This window comes from Pseudogracilibacillus sp. SE30717A, from assembly GCF_037071985.1.
GTDB lineage: Bacteria > Bacillota > Bacilli > Bacillales > Amphibacillaceae > Pseudogracilibacillus.
In genome coordinates, this window is the sequence record NZ_JAXHDF010000006.1 from 95,534 (window position 1) to 111,121 (window position 15,588).

The window sequence follows — 15,588 nt, forward strand, 5'->3', positions numbered from 1 at the left end:
TGATGGATAAACAAGAAGTAAGACAGAAAATAGAATCATTAGTTGACCGCTTAAATAAATATGCTCATGAATACTATGTATTAGATACACCAAGTGTACCTGATGCAGAATATGATAAATTATTTAATGAATTAGTACAGTTGGAGGGAGAACATCCTGATCTAGTATTGGAACATTCGCCGACGAAACGAGTAGGAGGGGAACCTCTTGAAGGTTTTGAAAAGGTCGAACACGAGATTCCAATGCTTAGTCTAGGAAATGCTTTCGACGAGCAGGATTTAAGAGATTTTCATCGACGGGTTACAAACGGTTTAAATGAAGAAGTTGTTTATATTTGTGAATTAAAAATTGATGGGTTAGCAATTGCATTAACATATGAAGCTGGTCAATTTGTTTTAGGTTCAACACGAGGAGATGGACGGGTTGGAGAGAATATTACAAGTAACTTACGTACTGTAAGAAGTGTTCCTTTAACAATTCCGGAAAAAAGAAAGGTAGAAGTACGTGGAGAAGCGTATATGCCGCATGAATCTTTTGTAAAATTAAACGAATTGCGCGAGAAAAATGGAGAAATGTTATTTGCTAATCCTCGAAATGCTGCCGCTGGTTCTTTAAGGCAGCTTGATCCCCGCATTGCAGCTACCCGGAATCTTGATTTATTTTTATTTGGGTATGGAGTGTGGGAATTAGATGATATTCCAACACATAGTGAACGTTTAACGTATTTGACTGATTTAGGATTTAAAATTAATAAAGAATGGAAAAAATGTCATTCGATCGAAGAGGTGATCGAATATGTCACATATTGGACAGAAAATCGACGAAGCTTATCCTATGAAATTGACGGCATTGTCATCAAAGTAGATGATTTAAGTCAGCAGAAAAAGTTAGGGTTTACAGCTAGAACTCCTAGATGGGCCATTGCATATAAATTCCCAGCAACTGAAGCAGTGACAACGATTGAAGATGTTGAATTAAGCGTTGGAAGAACGGGAGTCGTCACACCTACTGCCATCTTAAAACCAGTTTTCATTGATGGCTCGACTGTTGGAAGAGCTACCCTCCATAATGCAGATCAAATTCGAGCACTTGATATTCGAATTGGAGATACAATTATTATTAAAAAAGCAGGAGACATTATTCCAAAAGTAGTCAGAGTAATAAAAGAAGAGCGTTCAGGTGATGAGGAACCATATGAAATGCCGACCCATTGTCCTGCCTGTGATTCAGAACTTGTCCACTTGGATGATGAAGTAGCACTTCGTTGTATGAACCCAAATTGTCCTGCCCAATTAAAAGAGGGCCTCATACACTTTGTTTCTCGTGATGCCATGAATATTGACGGTCTTGGTGAAAAAGTAATTGAACAACTTTTTAGAGAACAATTAGTTAACTCCATTGATGATATTTATCGATTAGAAAAAGAACAGCTGCTTCCACTGGAACGGATGGGAGAAAAGTCAGCTACTAATTTAATTCAAGCAATTGAAACGTCGAAGAATAACTCATTAGAGAAACTTATTTTCGGGTTGGGAATTCGCCATATTGGAGCAAAAGCAGCTCAAATTTTAGCTGGTGAATTTGAAACTATGGAGAGCTTACAACAAGCAACATATGATAAACTCGTTTCCATTGATGAAATCGGGGAAAAGATGGCTGATGCGGTTGTTCATTATTTTGCACTAGAAAAAGTAAGTACATTGCTGAATGATCTGCGTGAATTAGGTGTTAATATGACTTATCTTGGAAATAGAAGAACAACAGATGAGACGTCTGGAGAGCTAATTTTCGCAAATAAAACAGTTGTATTAACAGGAAAATTAGAGAAATTAACGCGGAGAGAAGCAAAAGAGTTTATCGAAGCGAACGGTGGCAAAGTTACAGGCAGTGTAAGTAAAAATACAGATTTAGTTATTGCCGGTGAAGCAGCCGGATCTAAATATGATCAAGCAAAAAAATTAGAGATTACGATTTGGGATGAAAGCCAGTTAGAAGAAGCAATTAAGGGAGTGTCCACATGAGAAAGTTTTTGATCATGCTTGGATGTTCACTCCTCGTGTTAGCAAGCTGTTCGAACCAAAAACAAGAAGATATTGTTCAACCTGAAGAAAATGAAGGCGAGACAGAGGTGTCTATTATCCCTCATTATTCTTTATCAGAAGACCAATATAGAATGGTTTTGCCATATCGGCCAAGTGCTGCTCGTGGAGCGATCACAAACCAAGTAACAAACCGGGTAGATATTGATGAATTAGAAGAAGGACTTCGGAGGCATTCAACAACCGTTTTCGACCCGAAAAAATATGTTTTTGAAGAAGGACAATTTTTAGATACAGAAGAAATTTATAGTTTAATTGATTCGTTAAATCCTGAAATAAAGAAAAAAGGAACGAAGGAAGAACAGATTAAAGAACACAGAAATAATCCAAGAGTTTTTTCCCATGTACTGGAACAGAATTTTTTAAAGAAAAATGATGATAATACAGTAAAATTGGTTGGAGTATCAATAGGGATTTCTTTAAAATCAGTATACCGATTCCAGACAGAAACAGGCGGACCATATTATTATGAGAAAATACCTAAGGATGAAATGATTGCAGAAGGGCAGCGAGTTGCCGAACAAGTACTGGCAACTTTACAAGAAAAAGATGGTCTTGAAAAAGTGCCGATTATGTTTGCATTATTTAGAGAAGAAGAGCAATCTTCACCAGTGCCAGGAAATTTCGTTATGAAAACCGTTGTTGGTGAAGGCGATACTTCTATTGGTAAATGGGAAAATATTAACGAAGAATATGTTTTATTCCCCTCTGATCGGGCAAAAGATAAATACAATGAGGATTATCAAAAAGTAAAAACATTCAGTGAAAAAATTGCTGGTTATTTTCCTAATTATGTTGGAGTAGCAGGAAAAGGATTATATATCGATAAAAATTTAACTCAATTGTCGATCGAAGTACCGATAGAATTTTATGGGAAAGGTGAAGTACTCGGTTTCACTCAATATGCTTTTGGTTTAGTAAAAGAGATTTTTCCTAATTATTATGATATTCAGATAGAGATTACATCAAGTAGCGGTTCGGAAAGTTTAATTTATCGAAAAGCTGGAGAAGACGAACCGAAAGTCCATATCTATCATTAATATGAATGCTGTATCCTCATATAAAGAGGTACGGCATTTTTTCTTATTGTGGAACATCCACAATAAGATGCCTTTAACTTTAGATAGTTTCGATATTGTCCTGAGTTTTTTTACAATTTATACTAAGGTTAGTAAAGTAATTTTTCTCTTTTTCCAATCATGAAGTCAAGTGTAGACATGCTTTCGTTTACTTAGTACAATTTAATTAGACGAAAGCACGTAAATTTTAAATAGGGGAGAAGAGAGAAGAGGATGGATATAACTGAAAAGGTTTTCCAATCTACAAACGTACATCAGTTAGTAGAGCAATTAAGTAAAAAATTACAAAAAGCAACGATTATAGAAAATAAAAATTTCGAACTCATTGCTTACAGCTCGCCAAATGAATTTTCATTTGATCCTATACAGCAGAAGACAATTTTATCCAAAAGATGTCCATTATTTATTATTGAACGATTAAAAAAAGAAGGCATAATTGATCGACTGAAATGGGAGGATCAACCAATTCGTTTGCAGGCAATCGAAGATATTGGGTTTTACCAACGAATTGTCGTCAGTTTGAAATATCATAATATTATACGAGGGTACTTGTGGATTTACGAAGCAGATGAGTTATTGAATGAAGAAGATTTTGCATTGTTATCTAAAATAGCGCCTTATTTAGGGAAATTATTATTCGAGGAACAGAGCATAATAGAGAATGATGTGCAAACAGTAATTTGGAAACTACTTAATGATGAATTTTTAAATGAAGCTGAGATGCATCAAGCTACTAATAAAGTTTCCTATACTGTTCCCGATCAATTTACTGTGTTGGTTACATCGATAATAGAAACGGAATACTTAAATATTCTTGAAAAGATAAAAGAAATTTTTATACAAGAAGAAATTGGCTATTATCTTGGGAAAGGCACAGAAATTGTGGGTATAATTGATGGTACAAAACACCATCCTGCTTCTGATAAAGTAATTCGAATTCAGGAACGTATCGAAAAAACGTTAACAAAACAGGAACAGAATGCTGTTTTTATCGGCAGTGGAAAAGAATACTCCAAAATCAGTCAAATTAGAAAAAGTTATTTAGAAGCTCTTGAAGTTATTGAAACGATGGTATTTCTTGATGTTGATAAACTAAGTAGTACATTTGAAGAGCTAGGTTTATTTCGATATTTAAAACTGATGTATAAAAAAAATATAAGTGAGCAATATCGTAACGAAAAAATCGTAAAAATCATGAAAAAAGATGCAGAGAATAATAGCGAATTATTAAAAACGTTATGGTGCTTTATAAAAAATAATTGTCGAGTCGGAAAAACAGCGGAACAGTTATTTATCCATCCAAACACATTAAATTATCGAATTAAACAAATTACAGAGTTGACTGCGATTGATTTTGGTAATGTCCATGAACGAGCCGAATTATATTTTCAATTAATTGCTTTGCATTATATACCAGATTATTATGAGTTTTACCGAAAACAATTTTATTAATGCCTAATAATTTGGGGTAGAATATAAAAGAGGAAATATTAGCTAATTTAGGTAATCAGATAATTTGCGGATGTATTCCCATCTCCCGTATGTATATCATTTTTTTAGAACGTTTATATTATCTATATCATTAATCCGTTATTATTTAAAGGAGGCTATATAAATGGTAGTTCCATATAAACATGAACCATTTACCGATTTTTCCATCGAAGAAAACAAACGTCAAATGGAAGAGGCATTAAAAAAAGTAGAGGCAGAATTAGGACGTGAGTATCCGCTCATTATTAATGGAGAGCGAGTTACAACAGAAGATAAGATCGTTTCTGTTAATCCTGCTAATAAAGAAGAAGTCATTGGCTATGTATCAAAGGCGAATCGGGAAATTGCTGAACGTGCGATGAAGGTTGCTGATGAAACGTTTGAAACATGGAGAAAATCTGATCCTGTTTTCCGGGCAGATATTTTATTTAGAGCGGCAGCAATTGTTCGTCGTCGCAAACATGAATTTAGCGCACTATTAGTAAAAGAAGGCGGAAAACCATGGAAAGAAGCAGACGGAGATACAGCAGAAGCAATTGATTTTCTTGAGTATTATGGACGTCAAATGCTTCGGATAAAAGATGGTGTACCAGTTGAAAGCCGTCCGATTGAACGAAATCAATTTCACTACATTCCTCTTGGTGTAGGAGTCGTCATTTCTCCTTGGAACTTCTTGTTTGCTATCATGGCAGGAACGACTGTGGCAGCAATGGTAACTGGTAATACGGTATTATTAAAACCAGCAAGTGCAACTCCTGTCATTGCATATAAATTCATGGAAGTACTGGAAGAAGCAGGCCTTCCAAAAGGTGTCGTTAACTATATTCCTGGCCCTGGTAGTGAAGTTGGAGATTACTTAGTGGATCATCCACGTACTCGATTTGTCAGCTTTACAGGTTCTCGTGAAGTTGGAACAAGAATTTTTGAACGGGCAGCTGTCGTTCATGAAGATAAGGGACAAAAGTGGTTGAAACGTACCATTATTGAAATGGGTGGAAAAGATACTATTGTAGTTGATAGTGAAGCTGATTTAGAACTTGCAGCCCAATCAATCGTCCAATCGGCATTTGGTTTCTCCGGTCAAAAATGTTCTGCATGTTCCCGTGCGGTGATTCACGAAGATGTATATGATGACGTTAAAAATCGTGTTGTAGAACTAACGAAAGAAATGGTAGCAGGAGATCCAGCGACAAATGAACATTTTACAGGACCTGTAATCGATCAAGCTGCATATGACAAAATTATGAGCTATATTGAAATTGGGAAAAAAGAAGGAAAGCTTCTTATTGGTGGCGAAGGAGATGATTCAAAAGGCTGGTTTGTTCAACCGACTGTATTTGCTGATGTTGATCCAAAGGCACGTATTATGCAAGAAGAAATCTTCGGGCCTGTTGTTGCTTTGACAAGTGCAAAAGACTTTGATGAAGCAATTGAAATTGCAAACAATACAGAATACGGATTAACCGGAGCGGTTATTACAAATAATCGTGCACATCTGGAACAAGCTCGCGAAGATTTTCATGTTGGAAATCTCTACTTTAACCGTGGCTGTACTGCTGCAATTGTTGGTTACCAACCATTCGGTGGATTTAATATGTCAGGAACAGACTCAAAAGCAGGAGGACCTGATTATTTAATTCAACATATGCAAGGAAAATCTACATCAGAAATGTTTTAATACTATTAGATAATTCGACTAACGGTTATCTATACTAAATTTTTACAAGCAGTATCGTTTAATGATTGATTGAGAAAATATAAAATCTAACCTTTTCGTTTAAAGCCTAGCAATTTCCTGCTAGGCTTTTTTTTCGTCATTATTCTGATCGCTTCCTGTTCTCTACTAGATTCTTTGATTAATGACTCTTGTCCATTCGTTGAGATATTTACTTATAAAGTCTTCAAGATCATGGGGGCTATTTTCACTGCTATTCGATTATTAGCAAGTTATAATATTTACTGACAAGCAAATATTAATTTTTATTAACTTCGGTAAATTATTCTATAACCTAGAATAGGTGATTATTAAAAGATCTGCCGAGTCTGCTTGATTTGAGGGAAGCAAATTGGAGTAATATGGTTAATGAATTGGTTTCTACTGTTTAGACTCGTAATGAAATTCATCTAGTAAAAATTATAGCGCGATCACTTAATTAGTTTTAGTATTCTTTCAAGTTCCTTTGACGTCGCTTGAGGGAGAAGTTGATTTATTTAATACATCAGCTAATTCCTTTTCCATATTAGCTGCAACTTCGATAAAATTATCAAGAATAGCACTTACGTCGTTTTTTCTTAGGCCGGTGAAACTCCTCTAGTAAAAATTGTAATACAATCTCTTTTTTGATTATTAATTTTAATATTCTTTCTAATTGTGCTTTATCATGAAAATTATCAGAAGTAATACTTTTTAATACATCCGCTAACGCATTTTCCATATTAGCTGCGGCTAGCTGAAATTGTTCTTTTGGTGTCATATCTTTTCCCTCCTCTCTGTTACATTAATATCTTATTGACTTTTTATAATAAGGTATAAACAACTGTCACTTTCAAGGGCTATTTAGATTAAAATGGTAAAACGAACTAGCGACAGTTTATTAATCATAATATTTCCAGTAAGCTTTCGAATCCCTAAATAAATAGCAGGTACAATAATAATAATTATTGTCAAACTCATCACGTTCACATCTACAATTCTCGTAATCACAATATCTACATCTTAAATGGCATCTACAGTTTATAAGGTGACAATGCGGACACTTCTTACATTTACATTCGGTGTGGTTACAACGCTGGCATTTTTTCTTACATTTACATTCCGTGTGCTTGCAACGTGGGCATTTTTTCTTGCATCTACATTCTGTGTGGTTACAACGTGGGCATTTTTTCTTGCATTTACATTCTGTGTGCTTGCAATGCGGGCATTTTTTCTTGCATCTACATTCTGTGTGGTTACAACGTGGGCATTTTTTCTTGCATTTACATTCGGTGTGGTTACAATTCGGGCATTTTTTCTTGCATTTACATTCGGTGTGGTTACAATGCTGGCATTTTTCCTTGCATTTACATTCTGTGTGGTTGCAATGCGGGCATTTTTTCTTACATTTACATTCTGTGTGGTTGCAATGCTTGCATTTTTCCTTGCATTTACATTCTGTGTGGTTACAATGCTGGCATTTTTTTTTACATTTACATTCGGTGTGGTTGCAATGCTGGCATTTTTCCTTGCATTTACATTCTGTGTGGTTGCAATGCTGGCATTTTTTCTTACATTTACATTCGGTGTGTTTGCAATGCTGGCATTTTTCCTTGCATTTACATTCTGTGTGGTTACAATGCTGGCATTTTTTTTTACATTTACATTCCTTGTGGTTGCAATGCTGGCATTTTTTCTTGCATTTACATTTCGTGTGCTTACAATGGCATTTTTTCTTACATTTACAATCTTTACAACCTTTTTTTATGTCATCAATAAGGAGTTCTAAAATTATTTCTTTCTTTATAGCGAGTTTTAATATATCCTCCAGTTGATCTGAAAAATAGCGTAGTTGTTTTGGGGATAATGAATCTCTTTTTAATAAATCACTTTGGGCTTTTATTGCGTCTGCTAAGGAATTTTCAATATTTGCTGCTGCTCGAATAAAGTGATTAAACCCAGTTGAACAACAAAATTCCCTGCCGTCTAGTTTTGTGTCTTTTTGATCAGCCATTATTACACTCTCCTTTCATTTCATGGACTTATATTAGTTTACTCATATGGCTTCATCTATGTATAAGCAGCTGTCTACCAAAAACTTTAGAAATAGATTTTTATATTAAAAAAGATTAATTGATGGCTAAATGTGGTAACAGTTTACTAATTAATGGTTTATAATGAAAATACAATAAGAATGTGACCTTAGTTAGTAGGAGGCCTATAAATGAATAAAGAAAAGCTAAGAAAAGAAGGAAAGAATTGGGTGAAAGATGGTATTATTACTGATCAACAGTTAGAGGCGATTTTAAATAAGTATGTAAAAAAGGATCAAAGCTATTTGCTAATTCTTTTTTCGGTTTTATTAATTGGGATAGGTGTATTAATATTTATTTTCTCTGATTGGGCCCAAGTACCGCATTTTTCACGATTAAGTATTATGATTTTTTGTATGTTAACATTTTATATAGTCGGTCATTATTTTGCCAAACGGAGCACTACTCAAGAAGAAGACTCACAAAGAAGATCACATATATATGGAATGAGCTTTATAATTCTAGGCTATATTTTTTTTGGAGCGACATTATTTTTAATTTTAAATGTTTATCAAGTTCATTATTTAAATGTCTGGCCGTTTATTATTTGGAGTATTGTCGGACTTCTTCTATACAGTATTTATGAGAATCCTACTTTATTTGTTCTTGCCTTACTTATTACTATATTTACTCAAATATATAGTGCTTTTGCTTTTTCAACATATAGTTCCATTGCATTTCTAATTTTTTCCCTCGGATATTTCTACTTTGTATTTCATCGATCAAATCCTGTGTTTAATTATATTTTTGCAATCGGGCTTAGCATCCAATTAGTGATACATACGGTAATAGAAGCTCCAGAATACTATTGGATGATCTTTTTTTTCTTACTTATGTATACATTGGCTCACATTATTCCGAAACCGCATTTACGTCAGTCGCTAATTTATATAAGTTTACTAAGTATCTTTATATTTAAGATATATGAATCATTTTTATTGCAAGAGTCATATTTTTTGGAAGATATGCATATCCAAGTTTCCTTTTTTGTTATCATTTCAATTTGTCTCTTTGGAGCATTCGTTTATAAAAGACGGACCAACCCCTCAGAATTAATAGATTTACTATTATTTCTTCCACTGTTTTATTTACCTTTTTCATTTCTTTTCGTTATTCTCAGTATGTTTGTTTTCTCAGTTTACTGGTTAGTCGTGGGCTTTCAAAGAAAACTAGAAGATAAAATAATTATTGGAATTATGAGCTTTATTATTAGTACGTTCACTGCCTATATCCAATTTGCATGGGAAACTTTAAATAAATCATTGTTTTTCTTATTAGGTGGAATTTTATTGTTTCTCATTAGTTTTATTCTTGAAAGAAAAAGACGAACAACAGAAATTGAAAAGGGAGGGCACACTAAATGAAACGACTCCTTTTTTATCTCGTAATATTACTTCAGTTATTTGTACTCCTGTTTTTAATTTTTCAATTTGAAAAGATTGATCAGACGGGTCATGAAGTAAAAATTCAAACATTATCTTCTGATTTTCCTGTTTACGATGATTTTATTCGTAGTGACTTGTATGTAGATTACGACATTAATAAAATAGCATCTGATAAATGGAATGATTCTTTGCCATCAGATTATAATTCTCGTGTATATGTGTTGCTTCAAAAAGATAAAATGAATGTTTATCGAACACGTGAAGCTTCAGCGGATAAGTTGGAGGCAAAAGGGGAAGACGAAGCTGTACTAGTCGGGACATATCAATACTACGATGTAGACAGGGATGTTTATTATGTCAATTATGGGTTTGAAAAGATTAAAGGAGTGGATCAATTTGGTGGATTTAAGCAAACAGATCAACTAATTGTAACCTTATTAATTGGAAAGTGGGGGCAGTATAAAGTGATTAATATTGAGAAATGGAACGAATAATGTACTATTCGACAGAATCAGATAAATCCTTAAGAGTTTCCTTGGTATAATAGTAAAAAATTACAATTAATAAGGAGGAAAAAATGTGGAATATGCTATTTCCGGCTGGTCCTTATTTTGGCTTTTTGTACCAATGCCATTATTAATTTTACTTTCGATCATTATGATGTTTGTTGAAAGGAGTAGATAGGTTTGAGTACTAGTACATTAATTACTTTTTTAATCTATTTAGTAGGTATGTTAGCAATTGGAATTATTATGTATCGTCGTACGACAGATTTATCAGATTTTGTTCTAGGAGGACGTTCACTTGGTCCAGCAGTTGCAGCACTTAGTGCAGGTGCTTCGGACATGAGCGGTTGGTTATTATTAGGTTTGCCGGGAGCAATTTATTTAACGGGAATTTCTGAATCTTGGATTGCTGTAGGACTTGCGATTGGTGCTTATTTAAACTGGCAATTTATCGCAAAAAGATTACGGGTCTATACGGAAGTCTCAAATAATGCGATTACAATTCCTGATTTTCTAGAAAATCGTTTTAAAGATACGTCTCGTTTATTACGTTTAATTTCAGCAATTGTAATTTTATTGTTCTTTACTTTTTATACATCTTCTGGAATGGTAGCAGGAGCAAAACTTTTTGAGGCATCATTTGGTTTATCCTATCAAGCTGCATTATGGATTGGTGTCATTGTTGTCGTATCTTATACTTTTTTAGGTGGATTTTTAGCGGTTGTTTGGACTGACTTTATTCAAGGTTCATTAATGCTTCTAGCTTTGATTGTCGTTCCAATCGTTGCGATCAGTCAAATAGGTGGTTGGAATGAAGCGGTGCAGGCAGTTGGTTCAATTAATCCAAGTCATTTGAGCATGATAAAAGGGGTTGGAGTAATTGCTATCATTTCTTCTTTGGCTTGGGGACTAGGTTATTTTGGGCAACCACATATTATCGTACGATTCATGGCGTTAAGATCAGCTAAGGATGTACCTACAGCTCGTTTTATCGGAACGACATGGATGATTTTAGGGTTATATGGTGCTATTTTCACTGGTTTTGCTGGGCTTGCTTTTGTTGCTTCCCAAGACGCCACAATTTTTTCCGGGATTGGTATTGGTGTAGTGAATGAAGGCGGCGTCCAGATGCTTGACGATCCAGAAAAAATCTTTATTGCGTTTTCCCAAATTCTTTTCCATCCTGTAGTGGCTGGTCTACTGTTAGCTGCTATTTTATCCGCTATTATGAGTACGATTGACTCACAGCTTCTCGTTTCTTCGTCTGCGGTTGCAGAAGATTTTTATAAAGCGATCTTTAGAAAAAATGCTTCTGATTCTGAATTAGTATGGGTTGGAAGGATTGCGACTGTAGTAATCGCATTGATCGCTGCTATTATCGCAATTAACCCGGAAAGTAGTGTACTTGAGTTAGTAAGTTATGCGTGGGCTGGATTTGGAGCTGCATTTGGACCAATCATCATTTTGTCGCTTTTTTGGAAAAAAATCACTCGAAATGGTGCGTTGGCAGGAATAATTGTTGGTGCAGTTACCGTAATCATATGGGGAGACTTCCTAAAAGGGGGAATCTTTGATTTGTATGAAATTGTACCAGGATTTTTATTGAACTTAATCGTAACAATTATAGTAAGTTTAATGGGGAAACCAAAACCAGAAATGGAACAGGAATTTGAAGAAACGTTGAAAAGATTAAATGAATAAAATGTAAAGAAATTAACGGAAAAAAACCTGCGCATCTGTGTAGGTTTTTTCTTCTGAAAAGAACGATTAGTTGCGAAGAGACAAGCATTTCTGATATTATCAAGAGTGTTGTTAGATATATTACAAAATTATTTATCATAAAAATTGAAACCGTACAGATACTGATAGTAAGCATTTTTGGAGGTGAAAGATATGGCAGAAATTACAAAGCAAGATATGTTAAGGACAGCGGACCAAGCACGTTTAGTCCTAACTGAGGAAGAGGCTCAAAACTACGCTGTACAATTGAGTGAAATTTTAACTTTTACAGAAAAAATAAATGAAATTAATATGGACGATGTTAAGCCGACAACGAACGGAAATACGATTATAAATGTGTTAAGAAATGACGAACCAAAACAATGGGATGAAAAAGGAGCAGCATTAGAAAATGCTCCAGAACATGAGGATAATCATTTCAAAGTGCCTGCAATTATGGACTAAGGAGGTTTGAGAATGGGATTATACAATTTTACAATTAAACAAATTGAAAATATGTTACATAAAAAAGAAATATCTGCCGAAGAACTTGCTAATCTTTCATACGAACAAATTGACAAGGTCGATGGTGATATAAAAGCATTTTTAACATTAAATAAAGAAAACACCTTGGAAAAAGCGAAACAGATTGATGCACAAGGAACATATGATAAAAAATTATCAGCAATTCCAGGTGCGATTAAAGATAATATTGTAACGAAAGGTATTCGGACAACTTGTGCAAGTAAAATATTAGCAAATTTTGATGATCCACTTTACGATGCAACAGTTACTGAGAAACTTGCCAGTGAAGATTCATTAATGATCGGGAAGCTGAATATGGATGAATTTGCCATGGGATCATCCACTGAAACTTCCGCCTTCCAAAAGACAGTAAACCCTTGGAATCATGACTTCGTACCGGGAGGATCAAGTGGTGGATCAGCGGCAGCAGTAGCGGCAGGAGAAGTGATGTTCTCGCTTGGAACAGATACAGGCGGATCGATCCGTCAACCAGCATCTTTTTGTGGAATTGTTGGGATGAAACCAACATATGGTCTTGTGTCACGTTATGGACTAGTAGCATTTGCTCCATCTTTGGATCAGATTGGCCCAATGACGAGAACAGTAGAAGATAACGCAAGAGTATTAGAAGCGATTGCCGGATATGACGCGAATGATTCAACTAGCAGTAAAGAATCTATCCCATCTTATTTAAATGCTCTTTCTGAAGATATTAAAGGTTTAAAGATTGCTGTTCCTAAAGAATTTTTAGGAGAAGGAGTTTCCGAAGAAGTAAAAGAGTCGGTTCAAAATGCATTGCAAATGTTTGAACTGCTTGGAGCTACATGGGAAGAAGTATCTTTACCACACTTAGCATATGCAGATGCAGCTTATTACTTAATTGCAAACGGAGAAGCATCATCCAGTTTGGCAAGGTTTGATGGTGTACGATTTGGAAAACGATCTGACAATGCAACAGACATGATCGATATGTTTAAACAGTCAAGAACTGAAGGGTTCGGTGATGAAGTAAAACGCCGGATTTTAATGGGAACAACTGTATTAACTGGTGATAATAATGAGGCATATTTTAGAAAAGCTCAGAAGGTTCGAACATTAATAGGAAACGATTTCCGTTCTGCCTTTGAACAATATGATATTATTATTGGGCCAACTACACCAACTGCAGCTTTTAAATTTAATGATAAAATAAAAAATCCACTGACAATGTATATGAGTGATATGCTAACTGTCCCAGCAAATTTAGCAGGACTTCCAGCACTTTCTGTTCCTGCAGGATTTACCGAAACAGGGTTGCCTTTAGGATTACAAATTATCGGAAAACATTTTGATGAACAAACTGTATATCGTGCAGGTTACGCATATGAAAAAGCTACGAACCATCATAAGAAGCGTCCAGAAAGAGGGGGTGCGTAAATAATGAAATTTGAAACAGTGATTGGACTTGAAGTTCATGTCGAATTGAAAACAAAATCAAAAATATTTTCATCTAGCCCAAACGCGTTTGGAAATGAACCGAATACAAATATAAACCCAAAAGATCTAGGTTACCCGGGTACATTACCAGTGCTAAATGAGGAAGCAGTAAACTTCGGGATGAAAGCTTCGATGGCACTTAATTGTGATATCGCTTCGGAAACTGTCTTTGATAGAAAGCATTACTTTTATCCGGACAACCCAGCAGCATATCAGATCTCTCAAGATGCACAACCGATTGGAGAACACGGTTGGATAGAGATCGAAGTGGACGGAAATAAAAAGAAAATAGGTATTGAACGAATTCATTTAGAGGAAGATGCGGGAAAATTAACGCATGCAGCCGATGGATCACTTGTTGATTATAATCGTCAAGGAACTCCATTAATTGAAATTGTTTCTGAGCCAGATATTCGGTCACCAGAAGAAGCGTATGCTTTTTTAGAAAAACTAAAAAGCATTATTCAATATACAGGCGTTTCGGATGTACGTATGGAAGAAGGTTCATTACGTTGCGATGGTAATATTTCTCTTCGACCAGTAGGACAGAAAGAATTTGGAACGAAAACAGAGATTAAAAACCTTAATTCATTCGCATTTGTTCGAGCAGCGCTTGAATACGAAGAGAAGCGTCAGGCGAAAGTCCTTTCAGAAGGCGGAGAGATTCAACAAGAAACACGCCGTTACGATGATAAAACAAAAAAGACAATTTTAATGCGAGTGAAAGGCAGTGCAGATGACTATCGTTTATTCCCTGATCCGGATCTAGTACCTTTATATATTGATGAAGAGTGGAAAGAACGTATTCGTAAAGAAATACCTGAGCTTCCAGACGCGAGAAGAGAAAGATATGCAAAGGAGTTAGATTTACCAAAGTATGATGCGGGAGTCCTTACAGCTACGAAGGAAATGGCAGATTTCTTTGAAAGAACGGTTGAATTAGGAGCAGATGTTAAACAAGCTTCAAACTGGCTTATGGGTGATATCTCTGCATATATGAACAAACATTTAAAAGAACTTCCTGATCTTGCAATCACACCAGAAGGCTTAGCAAAAATGATTAAGTTAATTGAAGATGGAACTATTTCATCGAAAATTGCAAAGCAAGTCTTTGCCGAACTTGTTGAAAATGGTACTGATCCTGAAAAGTACGTTAAAGAAAAAGGTCTCGTTCAAATTTCAGATGAAGGTCAATTACGTGAAATCGTTGATAATGTGTTAGATGAAAACGAACAATCTGTTATTGACTTTAAAGAAGGAAAAGGACGAGCACTTGGATTCCTAGTAGGACAAGTAATGAAGGCGACAAAAGGCCAAGCAAATCCACAAATGGTTAATAAGATTTTAAAAGAAGAGATTGAAAAAAGATAAAACGTAGTACCTCTTAAAGATATGGATTATCAAAGAGAAAAACTGAACAACTATCTTTATTAGGACCGTCGCTCTTTGTATTAATGAAGGGATGTCTAAAAACTTATTAATAGAATGCATATTCAATACGTTTATAGACATCCCTTTTACA

General features: G+C 35.0%; 13 protein-coding genes. 11 read left to right on the plus strand and 2 right to left on the minus strand.

Annotated features, from left to right (window positions below; translation table 11 throughout):
* The first annotated feature begins 2 nt into the window (after positions 1-2).
* The 4 genes from ligA to pruA all read left to right on the plus strand — a co-directional run bounded on the left by ligA (position 3) and on the right by pruA (position 6,347).
* Positions 3-2,021, plus strand: a complete 2,019-nt coding sequence (gene ligA, locus SPD48_RS11020) for an NAD-dependent DNA ligase LigA (RefSeq protein ID WP_336258161.1) — start codon at positions 3-5, stop codon at positions 2,019-2,021.
* Entirely contained in the window at positions 2,018-3,139 is a 1,122-nt protein-coding gene (locus SPD48_RS11025) for a CamS family sex pheromone protein (protein WP_336258162.1), read from the plus strand. Before ligA ends, SPD48_RS11025 begins: the two co-directional genes overlap by 4 nt.
* A gap of 252 nt (positions 3,140-3,391) precedes the next feature.
* Complete coding sequence (locus tag SPD48_RS11030) at positions 3,392-4,630, plus strand: PucR family transcriptional regulator (protein WP_336258163.1); 1,239 nt, start codon at positions 3,392-3,394, stop codon at positions 4,628-4,630.
* Positions 4,631-4,793: 163 nt separating this feature from the next.
* Positions 4,794-6,347 carry an L-glutamate gamma-semialdehyde dehydrogenase gene (pruA, locus tag SPD48_RS11035; protein WP_336258164.1) on the plus strand — a complete coding sequence of 518 codons (1,554 nt, stop codon included), beginning with the start codon at positions 4,794-4,796 and terminating at the stop codon, positions 6,345-6,347.
* Positions 6,348-6,933: 586 nt separating this feature from the next.
* Here pruA and SPD48_RS11040 read toward each other — a convergent pair.
* Complete coding sequence (locus tag SPD48_RS11040; protein ID WP_336258165.1) at positions 6,934-7,143, minus strand: hypothetical protein; 210 nt, start codon at positions 7,141-7,143, stop codon at positions 6,934-6,936.
* 83 nt (positions 7,144-7,226) lie between these two features.
* Entirely contained in the window at positions 7,227-7,373 is a 147-nt protein-coding gene (locus tag SPD48_RS11045) for a hypothetical protein (RefSeq protein WP_336258166.1), read from the minus strand.
* Positions 7,374-7,416: 43 nt separating this feature from the next.
* Between SPD48_RS11045 and SPD48_RS11050 the strand changes: the two genes are divergently transcribed.
* From SPD48_RS11050 to gatB, 7 genes are all read left to right on the plus strand, one after another.
* On the plus strand, positions 7,417-8,151 hold the full coding sequence (locus SPD48_RS11050; RefSeq protein WP_336258167.1) for a hypothetical protein: 735 nt from the start codon (positions 7,417-7,419) through the stop codon (positions 8,149-8,151).
* A gap of 435 nt (positions 8,152-8,586) precedes the next feature.
* Positions 8,587-9,819 carry a DUF2157 domain-containing protein gene (locus SPD48_RS11055; RefSeq protein ID WP_336258168.1) on the plus strand — a complete coding sequence of 411 codons (1,233 nt, stop codon included), beginning with the start codon at positions 8,587-8,589 and terminating at the stop codon, positions 9,817-9,819.
* Positions 9,816-10,334, plus strand: a complete 519-nt coding sequence (locus SPD48_RS11060) for a GDYXXLXY domain-containing protein (RefSeq protein WP_336258169.1) — start codon at positions 9,816-9,818, stop codon at positions 10,332-10,334. The genes SPD48_RS11055 and SPD48_RS11060 overlap by 4 nt, the downstream gene beginning before the upstream one ends.
* A gap of 192 nt (positions 10,335-10,526) precedes the next feature.
* Positions 10,527-12,047: a sodium/proline symporter PutP gene (gene putP, locus SPD48_RS11065; RefSeq protein WP_336258170.1), complete on the plus strand. Its 1,521-nt coding sequence runs from the start codon at positions 10,527-10,529 to the stop codon at positions 12,045-12,047.
* A gap of 192 nt (positions 12,048-12,239) precedes the next feature.
* Complete coding sequence (gene gatC / locus SPD48_RS11070; RefSeq protein WP_336258171.1) at positions 12,240-12,530, plus strand: Asp-tRNA(Asn)/Glu-tRNA(Gln) amidotransferase subunit GatC; 291 nt, start codon at positions 12,240-12,242, stop codon at positions 12,528-12,530.
* Positions 12,531-12,542: 12 nt separating this feature from the next.
* Positions 12,543-14,006: an Asp-tRNA(Asn)/Glu-tRNA(Gln) amidotransferase subunit GatA gene (gatA, locus tag SPD48_RS11075; protein WP_336258172.1), complete on the plus strand. Its 1,464-nt coding sequence runs from the start codon at positions 12,543-12,545 to the stop codon at positions 14,004-14,006.
* Positions 14,007-14,009: 3 nt separating this feature from the next.
* Positions 14,010-15,437 carry an Asp-tRNA(Asn)/Glu-tRNA(Gln) amidotransferase subunit GatB gene (gene gatB, locus SPD48_RS11080; RefSeq protein ID WP_336258173.1) on the plus strand — a complete coding sequence of 476 codons (1,428 nt, stop codon included), beginning with the start codon at positions 14,010-14,012 and terminating at the stop codon, positions 15,435-15,437.
* Positions 15,438-15,588: the final 151 nt, after the last annotated feature.